15 protein-coding genes and 1 pseudogene are annotated in these 17,909 nt (G+C 40.2%); 13 read left to right on the forward strand and 3 right to left on the reverse strand.

All coding sequences use genetic code 11. From position 1 onward, the window contains the following. Positions 1-194: 194 nt before the first annotated feature. Entirely contained in the window at positions 195-512 is a 318-nt protein-coding gene (locus BMZ58_RS00090) for a PepSY domain-containing protein (RefSeq protein ID WP_075034533.1), read from the reverse strand. A 151-nt stretch (positions 513-663) separates the two neighbouring features. On the opposite strand from BMZ58_RS00090, the gene BMZ58_RS00095 reads away from it, so the two are divergent. Continuing rightward, the gene (locus tag BMZ58_RS00095) at positions 664-1,731 is read left to right on the forward strand and encodes a M42 family metallopeptidase (RefSeq protein ID WP_075034534.1); all 1,068 of its coding nucleotides are present in this window, start codon (positions 664-666) and stop codon (positions 1,729-1,731) included. Between the two features lie 155 nt (positions 1,732-1,886). Next, complete coding sequence (locus BMZ58_RS00100) at positions 1,887-2,387, forward strand: DUF84 family protein (protein ID WP_075035069.1); 501 nt, start codon at positions 1,887-1,889, stop codon at positions 2,385-2,387. 232 nt (positions 2,388-2,619) lie between these two features. Here BMZ58_RS00100 and BMZ58_RS00105 read toward each other — a convergent pair. Together BMZ58_RS00105 and BMZ58_RS00110 are read right to left on the reverse strand one after the other, a co-directional pair. Beyond that, a pseudogene (locus BMZ58_RS00105) lies at positions 2,620-3,061 on the reverse strand (YtoQ family protein). A 375-nt stretch (positions 3,062-3,436) separates the two neighbouring features. Further along, positions 3,437-5,566 carry a methyl-accepting chemotaxis protein gene (locus BMZ58_RS00110; protein ID WP_075034535.1) on the reverse strand — a complete coding sequence of 710 codons (2,130 nt, stop codon included), beginning with the start codon at positions 5,564-5,566 and terminating at the stop codon, positions 3,437-3,439. Between the two features lie 190 nt (positions 5,567-5,756). Here BMZ58_RS00110 and BMZ58_RS00115 point away from each other — a divergent pair, with 190 nt between their 5' ends. From BMZ58_RS00115 to BMZ58_RS00165, 11 genes are all read left to right on the forward strand, one after another. Continuing rightward, positions 5,757-6,785, forward strand: coding sequence for a PTS sugar transporter subunit IIC (locus tag BMZ58_RS00115; RefSeq protein ID WP_075034536.1), 1,029 nt, complete (start codon positions 5,757-5,759; stop codon positions 6,783-6,785). Positions 6,786-6,818: 33 nt separating this feature from the next. Then, positions 6,819-7,136 carry a thioredoxin family protein gene (locus tag BMZ58_RS00120; RefSeq protein WP_244151461.1) on the forward strand — a complete coding sequence of 106 codons (318 nt, stop codon included), beginning with the start codon at positions 6,819-6,821 and terminating at the stop codon, positions 7,134-7,136. Positions 7,137-7,275: 139 nt separating this feature from the next. Next, positions 7,276-8,094: a DUF1444 domain-containing protein gene (locus tag BMZ58_RS00125; protein ID WP_075034537.1), complete on the forward strand. Its 819-nt coding sequence runs from the start codon at positions 7,276-7,278 to the stop codon at positions 8,092-8,094. Positions 8,095-8,097: 3 nt separating this feature from the next. Continuing rightward, the gene (ytpR, locus tag BMZ58_RS00130; RefSeq protein ID WP_075034538.1) at positions 8,098-8,703 is read left to right on the forward strand and encodes a YtpR family tRNA-binding protein; all 606 of its coding nucleotides are present in this window, start codon (positions 8,098-8,100) and stop codon (positions 8,701-8,703) included. Positions 8,704-8,926: 223 nt separating this feature from the next. After that, on the forward strand, positions 8,927-11,662 hold the full coding sequence (locus BMZ58_RS00135; protein WP_244151462.1) for a DNA translocase FtsK: 2,736 nt from the start codon (positions 8,927-8,929) through the stop codon (positions 11,660-11,662). Positions 11,663-11,769: 107 nt separating this feature from the next. Continuing rightward, positions 11,770-12,885, forward strand: coding sequence for a nicotinate phosphoribosyltransferase (locus BMZ58_RS00140; RefSeq protein ID WP_075034540.1), 1,116 nt, complete (start codon positions 11,770-11,772; stop codon positions 12,883-12,885). A gap of 195 nt (positions 12,886-13,080) precedes the next feature. Further along, on the forward strand, positions 13,081-14,376 hold the full coding sequence (murC, locus tag BMZ58_RS00145) for a UDP-N-acetylmuramate--L-alanine ligase (RefSeq protein WP_075034541.1): 1,296 nt from the start codon (positions 13,081-13,083) through the stop codon (positions 14,374-14,376). A 193-nt stretch (positions 14,377-14,569) separates the two neighbouring features. Further along, complete coding sequence (locus BMZ58_RS00150; RefSeq protein ID WP_075034542.1) at positions 14,570-14,989, forward strand: DUF948 domain-containing protein; 420 nt, start codon at positions 14,570-14,572, stop codon at positions 14,987-14,989. Positions 14,990-15,003: 14 nt separating this feature from the next. Further along, complete coding sequence (locus BMZ58_RS00155; protein ID WP_075034543.1) at positions 15,004-15,432, forward strand: YtxH domain-containing protein; 429 nt, start codon at positions 15,004-15,006, stop codon at positions 15,430-15,432. A 474-nt stretch (positions 15,433-15,906) separates the two neighbouring features. Beyond that, a complete protein-coding gene (gene ytxJ / locus BMZ58_RS00160) occupies positions 15,907-16,224 on the forward strand; it encodes a bacillithiol system redox-active protein YtxJ (protein WP_075034544.1) in 318 nt (105 codons plus the stop codon). Between the two features lie 236 nt (positions 16,225-16,460). Further along, a complete protein-coding gene (locus tag BMZ58_RS00165; protein WP_075034545.1) occupies positions 16,461-17,519 on the forward strand; it encodes a bifunctional 3-deoxy-7-phosphoheptulonate synthase/chorismate mutase in 1,059 nt (352 codons plus the stop codon). The last annotated feature ends 390 nt before the right edge of the window (positions 17,520-17,909 follow it).

Raw genomic sequence — 17,909 nt, forward strand, 5'->3', positions numbered from 1 at the left:
ATATTCGAGGGTACTTTTTGATTGGTTACTGAATGATAAGATTCAGTAACTTGTGTGAATTATGGCGATCAAAAACCGCGAGCATTGCTCCTAGCCACTCGCATCATACGCTATCCGTCACAGGAGAGTCCTTCTCCAGCCGTTTTGTTTATGATTTTCGTGTCTTTTCAGTGTGCCCTGGTCTTTGCGCTAAATTATGCAGTTGTTTCAGCTACATCTACAATTGTGCCAGTTTCGGTATCGATGTAGAATTCAAATTGAGATGTTTCACCGTCCTGGTTTTTAGAAATGCCTCCACGGTATACATCATAATTAATTCCATTCTTGTTGAGTTCTTCAGGTTTCATGTAAATCCATGAGCCACTGATCGGCCCTTGCTTTTTAAAAGCTTCTTTGGCAATCTTCAAAGCTTTTTCAGGAGTAACTCCCTGACCATTGCTTAACTGTTCTTTGACAACATAGCCTGCCAATGCTCCTACACCAGCGGCTAGTGCGACTTTTTTCCAGTTCATTACCAATCACCTCACAACTAATTTCTAATCTTCAGTATACTAAATGTTCCCCTTAAAAGGAAATCAAAACATATTAACATGACTGATTTGTAGAAACGTTTTCAAAATTCCGTTAAACTATATGGAAGAAGGATAAAAAGGAGATGTACATATGAATCAAGAGACGAAGCACCTTTTCAAAACTTTGACTGAACTCCCAGGCGCGCCTGGTAACGAACATCTAGTGCGTCAGTTTATGAGAGAAGAATTAGAAAAGTATGCAGATGAAGTCATTCAGGACCGTCTTGGTGGGGTTTTCGGTATCAAGAATGGAAAAGGCCCGAGGGTCATGGTAGCAGGACATATGGATGAAGTCGGATTTATGGTTACTCAAGTTACGGAAAATGGAATGCTCCGCTTTCAAACACTTGGTGGATGGTGGAACCAAGTTATGCTGGCTCAACGTGTGCAGATAATGACAGAAAACGGCCCTGTAGTCGGAGTTATTGGTTCCATTCCACCTCATAATTTGACGCCTGAACAGAGAAAGAAGCCGATGGAAATCAAAAATATGCTTATAGATATCGGCGCTGACGATAGGGAAGATGCAAAGAGTATTGGAATTAAGCCGGGACAACCTATTGTTCCGATTTGTCCGTTCACGCCAATGGCTAATGAAAAAAAAGTATTAGCTAAAGCTTGGGATAACCGTTATGGATGTGGACTTTCCATTGAGTTATTAAAAGAACTGCAAGGAGAGCAACTCCCTAATAAACTTTATTCGGGGGCTACCGTCCAGGAAGAAGTAGGGTTAAGGGGGGCACAAGTGGCAGCAAACATGATTGACCCTGATATCTTTTATGCCCTGGATGCTTCTCCAGCTAACGATATGAGTGGCGACAATAAAGAGTTTGGCCAACTAGGAAAAGGAGCTCTTTTACGTATCCTTGACCGTTCGATGGTCACCCACCGTGGTATAAGGGAATTTATTTTAGATACAGCAGAAACGCATGATATCCCATATCAATATTTCGTATCTCAGGGAGGTACGGATGCAGGTAGGGTTCATATGTCTAATGATGGAGTACCATCTGCTGTGGTGGGTGTTTGCTCCCGTTACATTCATACTTCCTCTTCCATTATTCATGTGGACGATTATGCAGCCGCCAAAGAATTACTTGTTAAACTAGTAAAATCTACAGATGAAAATGCTGTGGAGCAAATCAGAAAAAATGTTTAATTTTACCAAAGTCACGCAAGCTGATGCCAGCAAGCGTGACTTTGTGCTAGAATGGTTAGACATCATCCTTGTGGGTGATTCATATGTAGTATTAGAAATTGAATGATAGAAATATTGGTAATATAAGGATGAGAAGGAGAAAGGTGCACGCTATGCTGAAAATATACGTGGGATCCCAAAACCCTACAAAAGTTGAATCCGTAAAACATGTATTTCCTGATATGGAAGTGGTCGGAATGGAAGTAGAATCCAAAGTTGCTGCCCAGCCTTTTTCTGATGAGGAAACATTAGAGGGGGCTATTAACCGTGCCAGAGAATGTGCTTCGCAAAGTAAAGCCCATATAGGAGTAGGGTTAGAGGGCGGAGTAATGGAAATTGGAGATGAGCTTTACCTATGCAATTGGGGTGCTCTTGTAGATAAGAAAGAAAATGTTTACACGGCCAGTGGAGCCCGAATCCTTCTACCAGATGAAGTTAAAAGCGGTCTTGAAAAGGGGAAAGAGCTCGGGGACGTCATGGATGTTTATGCAGATAAACATGAAGTAAGAAAGAATGAGGGTGCCATAGGAATATTCACTAATGGCCTTGTTCAACGCGAAGAGATGTTCACCCATGTAGTGAAATTACTTAAGGGCCAATGGGAATATGACCAATAATAAAGGGTTGCGTTTAATATTAGATTAGACGCAACCCTTTTTAATAGGAAAATAATTTTTAATTTTTAAAAGGCAACCAAGTAAAGTATAGACAAATCACTCTCCTGCTCCGATCCAGTCTCGACAAGTTCCCCCATTCTGCATGAGGAATAATCTCACTCACTGGTAGTGACTGGTAGTTGTTGCACATGGATATCGTGTCTATTAAGTGCTAGGTTACGCCTTCATTCAATTATTGATATAAATAGCTGAGAACATCGAGAGCTTGTTCTATCGTTTCTACTGTCACATCCGCCTGGTTCGATAGTTCTTTTAATGGGTGGACAAGGGACTCTGGCCTTATAAGGATTAAGGGCTTCCCCCCCCTGGATAGCAGCTCCGGCATCCAAGGCAGTATTCCACTGTTTATACGATTCACCGAAGAAGGCAATGACAGCATCCGATTTTTGTAGAAGGACTCGGGTTCTGAAATTGTTTATGCTTGACGCTGCATCATCACGGTACATTTTGTTTGGTTGTTCACCAAGGATCTTTTCACCTATGTCATCAGAAAGTTCGTGGTTTTCTTGAGGACTGACGAAGTGGAGCGGTAGATTTTTCTCATCTGCTTTTTTCCTTACTTCATGACGCCAATCGTCGTGAATTTGACCTGCTAAATAGACGGTTAATTCCATTCTATAAACCTCCTAAAGTTCCCTTTGCTATCAGTATGAAAGATTAAAAAATGGAAGTCCAGCAAAGTATCTTGAACCAGACTTTCCTCAAACTAAATATCCCCTTCTTCCATAAAAGCTCTCTATTCTGTGAGACTCAGTTTCGAGACTTTAGGGGCTAAGGGAAAAGGTTCGACCAGTTGCTATAACACGCTTTATTATCTTAAGATAGGGGTAATGTAGAAGACGTTCCTTCTTAGACGCGAGTGTCTGGACTATGGAGCTAGACGTGTTGCTTCCCAATCCCCATCTTCATTCGACAACGGATTCCAGCGATCTAATTCAAGTCTTCAAGAAAGCCATATTATGAATAACTTTCTTATAATATTAAATTGATTAGGAAGAGAGTTCCTCTTCCCTATTTTGGGTACTTTTCTTCTCATCCATTTCCATGACTTCATGTGGATCTAATTGGTGATGAGCATTTTTAAATTCTTCATCAAGTCCGTTATTTGGTTGACGGTCTTCTTTTTCTGTTTCTACGATAGCTTCTTGTATATGGAACTGACTAATTTCAGCTGAAAGCTCCTGGGATAACCCTTGAAGATCTGTTGCGGAATGATGGACTTTTTCAATGGAAGATAATTGATTTTCACTAGAGGCTGCTACTTCCTCTGCTGTAGCCACGGCTTCTTCGGATATGACACTAACACTTTGGAGTCTTTCTTTTACTTCATCATTAACCTTGTCGACATCTTTCACCGCTTTATTTACCTCATCAATTTGTATATTCATAGATTTAACATAAGATGAAATTCTGTCAAACGCGTCTTTTGTATGGTTGACGGCTGTGTTCTGGGAGTTTTGGTATTGCTGGAACTTCTCAGCTTCATCTGAAAGGGAAGTCATTTGTTCAGACATGACTGAAACCATCTTTTGGATACTACCTGCCTCTTGTTTGGAACGCTCGGCCAATTTTCTTACTTCATCTGCTACGACCGCAAACCCTTTACCTGCTTCTCCAGCACGTGCTGATTCGATGGCTGCATTCAATGCTAGTAAATTCGTGCTATCAGCGATGTCTTCAATAGTTGCTACCACTTTATTTACTTCTCCTGACTTATTCGATGCTATTTGAACTTCTTTTGTCATATGAGAAGCAAGTCTAATGAATGAGTTTGAGGTATGTTCTAACTCGGTTACGGTTCTGAGACCGAGTTCTCCTTCTGATTTAGCTTCTGTCAATTTTGTTTCAATTTTATCTGTAGCATTTTTCGTATTAGCTATGGCAGCAGAGACCTCATCTATAAAGTGATTGGTTTCATCAATTTTTTGTGCTTGGTCTTGCGATCCAGCTGCAACTTGGTTGATCGCTTCATTAACTTCCTGTGCTTGATCTGACGTCTGGTCTGAAATCATCGCTAATTGTTCGGAAGATGTATTCAATACACTGGTAGCTTCAAGAACTTTACTTACCGATTGTTCCATGCGTTCAGCCATATGATTAAATTGTAATCCGACCTCTGCCATTTCATCTTTGGAGTTCAAATCTACACGGTGAGAAAGATTGCCATCACCGATTATCGTGGCACTTTCTTTAAGACTTTGGATGGATTTTCTTATAGAACGGATTAAGAAGAAACCTGTGAGAAAGGTAATAATTAATATGATAGCTCCGATAGCAATAATTAATGTGGTCATCCATTGTTGCTGCTCTTGTTGCTCTTGGGCCATTTTTTGATTTATTTCCTCGGCTGTAGTCATTACCTGGTCAACTTGTGCGTTTACATCATTTGCAATACTTTCGAAAGAAGAGCGGATGTTATTCGCTTGTGTAAATGTGTTATTCATAGAATTAACGGATTGCTCATATTTCAATAAACTAGAATTCAACGTGGAAGTTTGTTCTTCTGTCAATTCCATGGATGTAGTGATATTTTTGAACTCTTGTGAGCTTGTTTTAAACGAAGAAAGATTTTGTTCTGTAGGATTACTAATGTAATTACGCTCGTTTATTTTCATAGAAAGCAATGCATTCTTCAATTCTTCATTATTGGTTTCATCGAGAACCCCATTTAACTCTCCGTAAGCCGTTTGTATGGAATGGTGAAGTCCTTCATCCTCCGAATAACCAACTAGTTTGAACATATTCACTAAAGGACCGAGCTCTTCTGAGTAAAGATTCGCTTTTTTTTGAATGGCTGTGAATTGTTCACTGATTGCTGGGTAACCTTCGTATTTCTCTGCATAACTTCCCGTGCTTTTTTCTACAAGGGAAATAGCATTTTCTGTGGCTTCCCCTTGTTCTGCACTCGGCTCATTGAAAAATTCTTGTTGCTCGATAAGTGTTGCAGTCATTAAATTTTTGATTTCTTCACTGTCAGCAAGCGATTGTTGTATTTCTTCTGTACGTTCTGACATGGAAGTTTGCTCCTGGAAAAAATATGTAGAAAAACCAATGACTACAAGTAACCCAATTAATGAAACAATAAGTATAAAGCGGACACGACCTCTAATCGACTTCATTCGACTCCTCCTTTTAAAAATTCGCAAATTTCTATATATACTGATTTATTATAGATCTTTTTATCTAGTAAAACAATAGGGGTTATGTATAGCTGTATGGGCAATTGGACCTAAAATGAATTTCTAGATGTATTTACACCTGTTTAAAATAGGTGTATTATTGTGTTTGTTTAGTATGGGAGGTTGAGAGATGCGAGATTTTTTAAAGAGAAAAGGGGTACAACTCTCCTTTCAGGCGTACTTTGTAACAGCGTTGAGTTCTATGGCTCTTGGTATTTTTTCATCATTAATTATAGGTTTGATTATTAAGACGATTGGAGAACAAACCAATATTTTGGTTCTATCAGAATCTTTCATTGAAATGGGTTCCATAGCGATGGACACTAAAATATGGGGAGGAGCGATTGGTGCTGCAATTGCTTATGGATTAAAGGCTCCTCCACTCGTCATTTTTGCTTCCCTCTTCAGTGGCGCTGCTGGTGCAGAACTTGGAGGTCCAGCTGGTAGTTATATAGCCGCATTGGTAGCTACAGAATTTGGAAAAATCGTAAGTAAAGAAACAAAGATTGATATTATTCTAACGCCCTTTGCTACGATTTTAGTCGGGTATGCGATAGGGGCAATAATAGGTGCTCCCCTAGGGCGATTTATGACAGCCATCGGTGAGGTGATCAACTGGGCCACACAACAACAACCTTTCATAATGGGGATACTCGTTGCTGTACTGATGGGAATAGCGTTGACAGCGCCTATTTCCAGCCTTGCAATAGCCCTTATGCTGTCCCTCGAAGGGTTAGCAGCAGGGGCGGCTACAATAGGTTGTGCGGCCCAAATGGTCGGATTTGCTACAATTAGCTATAGAGATAATGGATTCGGAGGAGCGTTAGCACAAGGAATAGGCACTTCGATGTTACAAATCGCTAATGTGGTTAAAAAACCGATTATTATTCTTCCCCCTACGATGGCAGGGGCAGTTCTTGCCCCTATAGCTACCATGTGGTTAAAAGTAGAGAACAATGCAGCTGGTGCAGGGATGGGGACCAGTGGGTTCGTTGGTCAAATAATGACATTTGAATCGATGGGTTTTTCTTGGAGCGTGCTTTTCCTTATCGTAAGTTTCCATTTTATCGGACCAGCTTTGATTAGCTTCTTTATTTATAGTTGGTTTAGAAAAAAGGGTTGGATTCAACCGGGAGACATGACTATTGAATACGATTGAACCTATGCTAGAATGATTTGGGAGGTGTCGTAAGTGATTAATTTAGAGTCAGATCTACAGATGAAAAATCTTATTGCTCAAGAGTCCGTTATATTTTTATTTTCAGCTGATTGGTGTCCTGATTGCCGTGTCATCGAACCTTTCCTTCCAGAGTTGGAAGAAAAGTATGACGGGTGGACATTCGTTTATGTCGATCGTGATAAATTCATTCATATTTGCGCTGAAAATGATGTGTTTGGCATACCAAGTTTCCTTGCATTCAAAAATGGAGAGGAAATTGGAAGGTTCGTGAGTAAAAATAGGAAGACACAAGAGCAAATTGAAGAGTTTATTACTAGTTTGAATCAGTAAAAACGACAAGCTGTGCCTAAGTGCACAGCTTGTTTGCTTTTTCTGGCATAGAGAAGTGTGTATAATAGAATACGATGTGGTTTGAAGAAACGAAAGCAGATAACGAGTTCTTTCTTCCATGAATAAAGGAGGAAATAATATGAAAATGACAAGTATTAAATTAAAGCGAAAATTAGAGGAACGACTCAAGAACGATCAGTGGAAAACAACGTTCAATAGAGATAAAGATACGTTCAGAATTGAATGGATTGAATCTGGGAAAGGCATCACCATTACTTTACCTAATGTAATAGCCAAGTATGAGGCCAGAGGAGAAGAAGCACTCGATGAACTTGAGGATCATGTGCAAGAAGCTCTTAGGGTGATGAATGAATCCCACCAGCTTACAGGTAAAGAGCAGCAAATCTATCCTGTGATTCGAGCAGCGTCATTCCCTACAGAAACAGAACAAGGCAAAAAGCTTATTTATGCAGAGCACACAGCTGAAACTCGAATTTATTACGCTCTAGATTTAGGGAAATCTTATCAGTTGATTGACCAACAAATGCTTGAAAAAGAAGGATGGACTTTGGACAGAATCAAAGAAGTAGCTGGATTCAATGTGCGTTCTCTTCCAGTAGAGATGAAAAAAGACACCGTATATGGCAATGATTTTTATTTCCATTCAGCGAGAGATGGGTATGATGCTAGCCGTATCCTGAATGAAGTGCTGTTGGAGAAGCTTAAAGCGGAATGTAAGGGAGAGCTCGCGATCAGTATTCCTCATCAGGATGTAATCATCTTTGCGGACGTCCAAAATTCAGAAGGGTATGATATATTAGCACAGATGGCTATGAAGTTCTTTGCCGAGGGGACGGTTCCTGTAACCTCTTTATCTTTCTTATATGAAGAAAAACAATTAGAACCGATTTTCATTTTAGCCCAAAAGAAACCAAGAAAAGATCGAAAGGAAGAGTAGGATATGCATGTATTTTATAATCGTCAAGGAATCGGTGATGTACTAATCATTCCGATCAAAGAAGGAGATCGCGACACTTTTAAACAAGAGGCCTATGGTGATGTGGTTAAAATCACAGATCGCAATGACGGTTCATTACTGGGGTACAATATATTTAATGCTTCTAATTATTTCAATATTGATGGACAAGGGAAGTTGCCTCTCACGGAAGAGATGCTTTCTCCTATCAAAGATTTATTTACCAGAAATCAATTGAATGACGTGCTCGATTTTGATTTAAGCCCTAAGTTTGTGGTTGGCTACGTTAAGGAAAAAGGCCCCCATGAGAATGCTGATAAATTAAGCGTATGCCAAGTAGACGTAGGAGATGAAACTCTTCAAATCGTATGTGGTGCTCCAAATGTTGACCAGGGGCAAAAAGTAGTGGTAGCGAAAGTCGGTGCCGTTATGCCCAGTGGGATGAAGATCAAGGACGCCAAGTTACGGGGAGTTCCTTCTTCGGGAATGATTTGCTCTGCTAAAGAACTCGATTTACCAGACGCGCCAAAAGAAAAAGGAATTTTGGTGCTTGAGGATCATTACGAAATTGGCCAATCGTTCGATATTTAATTGAATATATTTTAAAGGTTCTCCAGAAAAAAGGCCTTTCGACAAGTAAATAAAAATGATTAAGCAAAGTAGCCCAGCTGCTTTGCTTTTTTGATTCGAAAGTCATTTTTAAAGGTATTGTAAACCAATACTTACTAGAAACCTGTTAAAATAGGAGTAATCATGGATATGATTCAAAATTTGAAAGAGAGTGAACGCAATGTGGAAAGACTTAAAAGATAAAATGAAGCGCTGGTTTGATTCTGAAGAGAAAACGGATCATCAACCGGTACATACAAAAGAAGAACGCCACGAAATAAACGCTAAGACAAAAATGACGTACCGCTATCCAAAACAAGGAGAGTTTCGTTTCCCTGTTATACCGGACCAACCAGACCAAGCGGATCAGACGACTACCACATATCAACGAACTCGGAAAAGAAATCAGGCGACAGAAGAAAGCCAGACTCAAGAAAGAGTGTCGCAATGGGAAAGGCGACCGAGGAAGAAAGAAACATCGGAGCAACTTCCAGAAACCTCTTCGATTCCTTTTACGCCCACGGATGTACCTTCACCAATTTACGGTTATCAAGCGAGGCAATTGACTAAAGGATTGCAGAAACTTGAATATGCGGTAGAGGAGCAAAAAACAAAGCCTGACTTTTTCACCGATTCTATGGAAGAAAAGCAATGGGAAGAATTAAGAAAACGTATGAGAGCTCGTGTTGATGGTGTCGATGATAGACCACCAAAAACAAATTCTAGTGTTAAGGAGCTAGCTGATTCTGAAATTTCCAAAGAAGAAGAGCGGCGAGAAGAAGCGGCGACCACTGAAGAAGCATCTCTAATAGGTGAGCCATCTTTGGATAGGGAGAGACCATCAGAGGAAAAGAACGCCGTTTATTTAGATGAGCAAGAAGAAGTACGGCATATGGAGGATGAGCATCAGCAGGAAATTAGCGATGAGGATATGAATGGTGATAAATCTGAGGAAGAGCCTTATCAAAATCATCAAGCATCATTTACAGATGTCACTAACCTATCATTTGCTGAACAAGAAAATGAGAAAAAAGAGGTCCAGGAGACCGTAGAAGAAGTGGTCAATGAGGAGATGAACTTACCAGAGGAGGGGAGTGATGGTCAATCACTCCCTACTCCGCCCCCATTCGTTGAGGAAGAATTGATTGAGAAAGAAAACAATGTGGAAAACAATCAAGCAGATGAAGAAAATGATTTACGAGAAGACCCTGACACGGCAGGGGAGCAAATGTATCAACAAGAGCAAGTGGAAAACCCTAATAAGGAAGAGCCTTACAGAAAAGAGCAATCCACTCAAGAAGGAAAACTTCCAGATCGAAAGGAACAAACACTAGATCGAAAGGAACAAACAATAGAAACGAAAGATAAGAAGAGGACAGTCCCTTTTAATGTTTTGATGACTCCAAGGGATAAAAGAACACGGGATCAAAAAAAGAAGAACGCGCACGTAAAAGAAAAGCCCATGTCAGAGAAAGAGAAAAAAACAGACTCAAATACAGACTCTAATCTGACTAAATCGGAAGCAAGGGTTGAATATCAAACCCCTTTACATTTACTGGAAGATCCTATTCGCCCAAATTCAGACGATGATAGTTGGATTACAGAACAAATGGAACTTTTGGAAACGACACTACGACACTTCCACGTACGTGCCAAAGTTGTGAATGCAATGAAGGGTCCTTCGGTTACGAGGTTCGAGGTTCAGCCAGAGCCCGGTGTGAAGGTAAGTAAGATTACGAATCTCTCAGATGATATTAAATTGAGTATGGCAGCTAAAGATATTCGGATTGAAGCACCTATTCCTGGTAAGCAGGCGGTTGGTATTGAAATCCCTAATCGACAATCCCAGCTGGTTGGATTACAGGAGATTTTTGAATCTGATGCTTTTCAAAAAGATGAGTCTCCTTTATCTGTAGGTTTAGGTCTGGATATCGGTGGAGAATCGATTGTCACCAATTTGAAAAAAATGCCTCACGGCTTGATAGCCGGAGCTACTGGTTCTGGGAAAAGTGTTTGTATCAACACGATTTTAGTAAGCTTACTGTATAAAGCACACCATGAAGATGTTAAATTTCTTTTAATTGACCCTAAAATGGTCGAACTAGCACCATACAACGAACTTCCTCACCTGGTATCACCCGTTATTACTGATGTGAAAGCGGCTACTACAGCATTGAAATGGGCTGTCAAAGAAATGGAAGAGCGTTACGAGAAGTTCGTTGAAGAAGGCGTAAGAGACGTGGAGAGGTACAATGATAAAATGATCAAACAAAATCGGGCCGCTGAAAAACTTCCTTATTTGGTCATTGTCATCGATGAACTTGCTGACTTGATGATGGTATCTCCGCAAGATGTAGAAGATGCGATTTGTAGGATTGCTCAAAAAGCAAGGGCTTGTGGAATTCATCTTCTATTAGCTACACAACGTCCTTCTGTTGACGTCATCACTGGTTTGATTAAAGCCAACATTCCAACGAGGATTGCATTCAGTGTATCTTCACAAGTAGATTCAAGAACGATCATTGATTCCGGAGGAGCAGAGAAACTTCTAGGGAAGGGAGATATGCTATTCGTGGAGAATGGTTCAGGACAACCTGTCCGCATTCAAGGAGCTTTCTTATCAGATGATGAGATTGAACGTGTAACGAACTATGTAAAAAAGATAGCCCCGCCTCAATACTTGTTTCATCAAGAAGAGCTGCTTAAGCAGGTATCAACAGAAGAGGAAACAGATGATTTGTTTGATGAAGCGGTAGACTTCGTGATTAACCAGAACGGAGCAAGTGCTTCCCTTATCCAACGACGATTCAAAGTAGGTTATAACCGGGCGGCTCGTTTAGTCGACCAGATGGAATCCTATGGAATTATTTCTGAACAAAAAGGAAGTAAACCCAGGGACGTCCTGCTGACCAAGCAGCAAATTGATGAAATGAGGGATTGATTCGACTCCATATTTGTCGTAAGGCTTGTACAAAAGTCCTCAGTTTTATATGATTGTTTATGAATGAAATTAATTTACAACGACCTCTATGTTTAAGGAGTTAAGCCATGAAGGAAATAGCATTAAAATTGAATGGTGATATCAAACGATTGACAAATAAAACGTTCAAATTTGATGAACGGGTAGCAGAGGGTTGGTTTTCAGCCGTCTACTTTTTAAAAACGCGTGATATTGTTAAGAATCATTTACCGGAAAATATAGTGACAATGCAATTTTTCCAAAAAGAAAATGCTGTGCTATGCGGAACAGACGAAGTAATAGCTTTAGTTCATACTTTTGCTGATCACCCAGAGGAATTGGAGATTCATTCTTTGAAAGATGGGGATAAGATCAGCCCCTATGAAACCGTGTTAACAATCAAAGGGCCATATCAGTATTTTGGTTTTCTGGAAGGAATCATTGATGGGATTCTCGCTCGAAGAACTTCGGTTGCAACGAACGTGTATAATGTTGTAAAAGCAGCTCGTACCTCTGGGAAACAGAAACCCATTATTTTTATGGGCGATCGTGATGATCATTTCACCCAACAATCTGGTGATGGTTATTCAGCGTTCATCGGAGGGTCAACAGCACAAGCGACTCACGCCATGAATGAATGGTGGGGGAAAGAAGGGATGGGGACGATGCCCCATGCCTTAATTCAAATGTTCAAAGGTGATGTTGTAGCCGCTACCAAGGCCTATCATGAACAGTTTCCAAATGACCAATTAATGGCTTTAGTTGACTATAATAATGATGTTATTACCGATTCTTTAAAAGTTGCTCGTGAGTTTGGTGAGGAATTAAAAGGGGTAAGGCTAGATACTTCCCGGAATTTAGTCGATAAGTATTTTCTAAGAAATCAGCACTTGATGGGTACATTCGATCCCAGAGGGGTCAATCCTGAGTTGATTTTTGCTCTTCGCCGCGCATTGGATCAAGAAGGCTTCAAGCAAGTAAAGATTGTCGTTAGTGGAGGTTTCACGAAAGAGAGGATCCGCGCTTTTGAGGAGAAAAAAGTACCAGTCGATATGTATGGTGTCGGAGGAAGTTTATTGAAAATCAATATTGGGTTTACTGGAGATAACGTCTTGATTGATGGTGAACCGGAAGCAAAAGAAGGAAGAAGATACAAACACAACCCGCGCTTAGAGTATGTAGAGTATACGCAGGCGGAAGGATAATTTGAAAAAGGCACGGACGTCGTTTCGTTGGTGCCTTTTCAATGGACTATACTTCTTTTTTTGCGTAAAATTCCGTGATATGATTAGGAAATGCGAACACTAGCTTGGCTCGTCCTTGAAGTTTATATCGCATATCCATGAATATTACATATACTATACTTAAAGTGACCCACTTTATTTTGGAGGTTCTTGTTTATGACAACTTACCATTTCATTGGTATCAAAGGAACAGGAATGAGTTCGCTTGCCCAGATTCTTCATGATTCTGGTGAGAAAGTTCAAGGATCAGATGTTGATAAACGTTTTTTTACCCAAGATGTTTTAGAAGCTAAAAATATAAAAATTTTGCCTTTTTCCAAGGAAAACATTACAGAAGGTTTGACGATTATCGCAGGAAATGCTTTCAGTGATGACCATGAGGAAATCAAAGAAGCTAAAGAGAAGGGACTTCCCTATTATCGTTATCATGAATTTCTTGGCGAATGGTTGCAAAAATACACAAGTATTGCAGTCACAGGTGCTCATGGTAAGACCTCGACTACAGGATTGTTAGCACATGTTCTTTCAGAAAATTATCCAACATCATACTTAATAGGTGATGGCACAGGTAAAGGACATGAGGAAAGTCAATACTTTGCTTTTGAAGCTTGTGAGTACCGTCGCCATTTTCTTTCTTATGAACCTGATTATGCGATTATGACCAATATCGACTTTGATCATCCTGATTACTTTAGTAGCATTGATGACGTCTTTCAGGCATTTCAACAAATGGCGAAGCAAGTTAAAAAAGGGATTATCGCCTGTGGGGATGACGAACATTTACAGCATATTCAAGCAAATGTCCCTGTCTTATATTATGGGCTGTCTGATACGAATGATTTTCAGGCACAAAACATACAAGAAACAAACGAAGGAACTACCTTTGATGTGTTCGTCCGTAATAATTATTATGATTCGTTCATGATTCCTCAATTCGGAAACCATACGGTATTGAACGCTTTAAGTGTTATTGCTCTTTGCCACTATGAAAATATGCAACCGGAAGAGATTAAGAAGCTTTCCACATTCAAAGGTGTCAAACGCAGGTTCACGGAAAAACATTGGAAAGATCAAGTTTTAGTCGATGATTATGCCCATCATCCAATTGAGATCACTGCAACAATTGATACCGCACGTAAGAAGTATAGCGACCGGCCGGTTATAGCAATTTTCCAGCCTCATACATTTACGAGAACTAAAACGTTCCTGCATGAATTCGCTGAGAGTTTGAAAGAGGCAGATGAGGTTTACCTTTGTGACATTTTCGGTTCAGCACGAGAAAATGAAGGGAAATTAACAATTGACCACCTTCAAGAATTAATCCCTGATTCAAAGGTATTGCAACTGGAGGATACACAACAACTGGATTCTCATGAGAATGGTGTTCTTTTATTTATGGGAGCAGGAGATATCCAAAAGTTTCAGGAGGCATATGAAAAACATAGCCTTTAAAGGAAACATGCGGCTTTTATAATGGGAAGCCGCATGTTTTATTATTTGGCTACAGAAATTAGTCAGATGAAAAAGGGTTTTAAGGATTGAATGGCGAATAAGTCCATTTATAGTAACCTTCATGTTTAGAAAGGGATAAATTAGGGTATAAACTAAACTGTGTTGATTACATACGAAGGAGTGTGCAGGGGGAATGATTATTATTCTGTACATTGCTGCATTAATCGCAGCAGTGGCTTTTGCTGTTCTCGTCATTTTCTTGGCTAGAACACTGACGGCTGTACGCCGTACTATGAACAATGTTGCTGACACACTTGAAGGTGTTGAAAAGCAGATGGAAGGAATCACATTAGAAACAACGGAACTCTTGAATAAAACAAATAAACTTGCCGAAGATGTCGGTCAAAAATCAGAGAAGCTTAACACTCTAGTTGATGGAGTGAAAGGCATTGGCGACACTGTTCAAGAGTTCAATCAATCCATCCGTTCCGTATCAAGAGGATTGACTCAATCAGCTAATGATAATACTGATACGGCGGCACAAGCCATGAAGTGGGGCCAAGTGGCCATCAATTTATGGAAAAGGGCTAAAAAAGAAGATATTAAATCTTAAGGAGGAATTTTTTTATGAGTCAACAAACCAATGGACAAAACAATGGAAATGGAAAAGATTTCGTATTAGGTTCCTTGATCGGTGGCCTGGTCGGGGCAGCTGTAGCTTTATTGTTCGCTCCAAAATCTGGACGAGAGCTACGAGAGAACATCAACACAAGCTCAAGCGAATGGAGAGAGCGTGCTGGTGAATGGAAAGACGTGGCTTATGAAAAGAGTGGAGAGTGGAAGAATCGTGCTGTTGAATCCTCCTCTCAACTTTCTAAGAATGTTTCAGAGAAGTCACAAGAGCTTAGTGGAAGAGTGAAGGATAAAGTGAAGAACTTCCGCACAAGTGATGAGGATGAAGCTGAAAAGGCTGCACAAGAGGTAGCAGAAGCTATTGAAGAGGCTGCCCAGGAGCTTGAAAAGCAACAGGATTCAACGACATCATCTAATCTATAATTATTGAAGATGGAGGTTGTTCTCAGCCTCCATCTTTTTGTTCTTGTCTTTAACTTGTCAGGGGTGACCAAGGCGCTTGTGCTTTTATTATATTCCAGCTCCAGCGCCTCCCCCCTCGAGGTCTTAAGTCAATCCTCACTGTGACAAAGGGCGTCACGACGAGTCTTGTCTTAAGCTTGTCGGGGGTGACCAAGGCGCATGCGCTTTTATTATTATCCAGCTCCAGCGCCTCCCCCCTCGAGGTCTTAAGTCAATTCTCTCTGTGACAAAGGGCGTCACGACGAGTCTTGTCTTAAGCTTGTCGGGGGTGACCAAGGCGCATGCGCTTTTTTATTATCCAGCTACAGCCCCCCAGCCACTCGCGACATAAGCATTCCATCTTACGAAAGGGAGGATCACCTTTCGCCAGCCGTTTTGCATATGTGAGTCGTGTCTCCCAGGGGGCTGGCATTTTTATTATTAGGAGGGTCTGTTTTGAAACCAGAACTAATTAAAACGGAAGAAGAGTTTATTCAAATAATAGAGACACATAAAGAATTCTTTTTGTTAAAACATAGTTTGACATGCCCGATAAGTGCATCAGCTTTACAACAATATAATCATTTCGTGGAGCAAACAGAACTTCCTTGTTTCGTTCTCAATGTTCAGGAGGCAAGAGGTGTATCCAACCAAATTGCAGAACAAACAGGTATCCGTCATGAATCACCACAAGTAATACAATTTGTAGAGGGAGAGGCCATTTGGCATGACAGCCATAGTGCGATTACAGCTGATCGTTTGAAAAGTTTGTGAAAGGCAATCGGGACTTGCTCACTTGGGCAAGTCTCTTTAACTATCCGGAAAGAAATAATCGTAGCTAACGGAGGGATTATTATATCCCACTTCTTCTTTAAGAGGGGAGAATTTTTAAAAATTTCATGAAATCCTTTTCTAGGGGTGACAACATTCGAAATATTAGCTATAATTGTCCCTAATTATCTATATAATTTTATCTAATTCATCAAAATTCTTTGCAGGGGGACGAATAAATGAGTAATCAAAAGCTTGACCAGTTGCGTAGCCAATTAGATGATGTTAATTTACAGCTTTTAAGTTTAATCAATGAACGCGGTGATCTGGTAAAGGAAATTGGACAAATCAAAGAACAACAAGGGATGAATCGTTTTGATCCTGTACGAGAAAGAGCGATGTTAGACCAGTTGTCTCAACATAATGACGGACCATTTGAGGACTCTACAGTCGTTCACTTATTCAAAGAAATTTTCAAAGCAGCTCTGGAGCTCCAAGAAGACGATCATAGAAAAGCTCTGCTTGTATCCAGAAAGAAAAAACCTCAAGATACAGTGGTTGAAATCAAAGGAGAAAGAGTCGGTGAGGGGAAACCTTCGTTTGTTATGGGGCCATGTTCCGTTGAAAGTTACGAACAGGTTTCTACTGTTGCAAAAGCAGTAAAAGATCAGGGAATCAAGCTTCTTCGCGGAGGCGCGTTCAAACCAAGAACTTCCCCCTATGATTTCCAAGGATTAGGGATTGAAGGACTGAAAATGCTTAGACAAGCTGCAGATGAACAAGACCTTGCTGTAGTAAGTGAAATTGTTAACCCTGCGGATTTAGAAGAGGCATTGGAATACCTTGATGTCATCCAAATTGGCGCACGTAACATGCAGAACTTTGAACTTCTAAAAGCAGTCGGTTCTGTTAATAAACCTGTATTATTGAAACGTGGGATGTCTGCTACTATAGCTGAGTTCATTAATGCAGCAGAATATATTATCTCCAGAGGTAATGAGAACATCATCCTTTGTGAACGTGGTATTCGCACATATGAAAAAGCGACAAGAAACACATTAGATATCTCAGCTGTTCCTATCCTTAAGCAAGAAACTCACTTGCCGGTCATGGTGGATGTTACTCACTCTACAGGACGACGTGATTTGCTATTACCAGCTGCAAAAGCGGCACTCGCCATTGGGGCAGACGGCGTTATGGCCGAAGTGCATCCAGACCCTGCTGTTGCATTATCAGACTCTGCTCAGCAAATGGATATTCCGACTTTCCATTCATTCATGGAGGAACTAAATAAATAAAGCATTGGAAGTTAGGTTAGTTTTCTAGCCTAACTTTTTTTTTGAGGTTATGCTATCTTTCCTATAAGCCAAAAAGAATTGCTTCACCTTTTTGGTTTAGGTATGTTGTTGGAAGTTTGCCCTTTTCCCCTAAAGGAAAGTTACAATAGGGAGATCCTGTATATTCTACTCGCACTCTAATGTGACATTATTTATTTCTGGTTTCTTTGAATAAAGTCTCGAAGTGGTTTTAGCGTAGAAAATTAAATTGTCAGGAGAAAAAAAGAATGGTTTTATATAAATGTGATTATTGAGGAAAACTATGTTTATCCTTTTGCAGGGAAAGAGCTTTCCGTTATAATGGTTAGGGTGTAACGAAAAAATAGAAATAGGACGATTTATTGCGCAGGA

The organism is Halobacillus dabanensis, from assembly GCF_900114165.1.
GTDB lineage: Bacteria > Bacillota > Bacilli > Bacillales > Halobacillaceae > Halobacillus > Halobacillus dabanensis.

Bases quoted from the DNA above. Each gene is read 5' to 3' on its own strand.
- BMZ58_RS00090 (WP_075034533.1), bottom strand. From the start codon at position 512: ATGAACTGGAAAAAAGTCGCACTAGCCGCTGGTGTAGGAGCATTGGCA.
- BMZ58_RS00095 (WP_075034534.1), top strand. From the start codon at position 664: ATGAATCAAGAGACGAAGCACCTTTTCAAAACTTTGACTGAACTCCCA.
- BMZ58_RS00110 (WP_075034535.1), bottom strand. From the start codon at position 5,566: ATGAAGTCGATTAGAGGTCGTGTCCGCTTTATACTTATTGTTTCATTA.
- BMZ58_RS00115 (WP_075034536.1), top strand. From the start codon at position 5,757: ATGCGAGATTTTTTAAAGAGAAAAGGGGTACAACTCTCCTTTCAGGCG.
- BMZ58_RS00125 (WP_075034537.1), top strand. From the start codon at position 7,276: ATGAAAATGACAAGTATTAAATTAAAGCGAAAATTAGAGGAACGACTC.
- ytpR (WP_075034538.1), top strand. From the start codon at position 8,098: ATGCATGTATTTTATAATCGTCAAGGAATCGGTGATGTACTAATCATT.
- BMZ58_RS00135 (WP_244151462.1), top strand. From the start codon at position 8,927: ATGAAGCGCTGGTTTGATTCTGAAGAGAAAACGGATCATCAACCGGTA.
- BMZ58_RS00140 (WP_075034540.1), top strand. From the start codon at position 11,770: ATGAAGGAAATAGCATTAAAATTGAATGGTGATATCAAACGATTGACA.
- murC (WP_075034541.1), top strand. From the start codon at position 13,081: ATGACAACTTACCATTTCATTGGTATCAAAGGAACAGGAATGAGTTCG.
- BMZ58_RS00150 (WP_075034542.1), top strand. From the start codon at position 14,570: ATGATTATTATTCTGTACATTGCTGCATTAATCGCAGCAGTGGCTTTT.
- BMZ58_RS00155 (WP_075034543.1), top strand. From the start codon at position 15,004: ATGAGTCAACAAACCAATGGACAAAACAATGGAAATGGAAAAGATTTC.
- BMZ58_RS00165 (WP_075034545.1), top strand. From the start codon at position 16,461: ATGAGTAATCAAAAGCTTGACCAGTTGCGTAGCCAATTAGATGATGTT.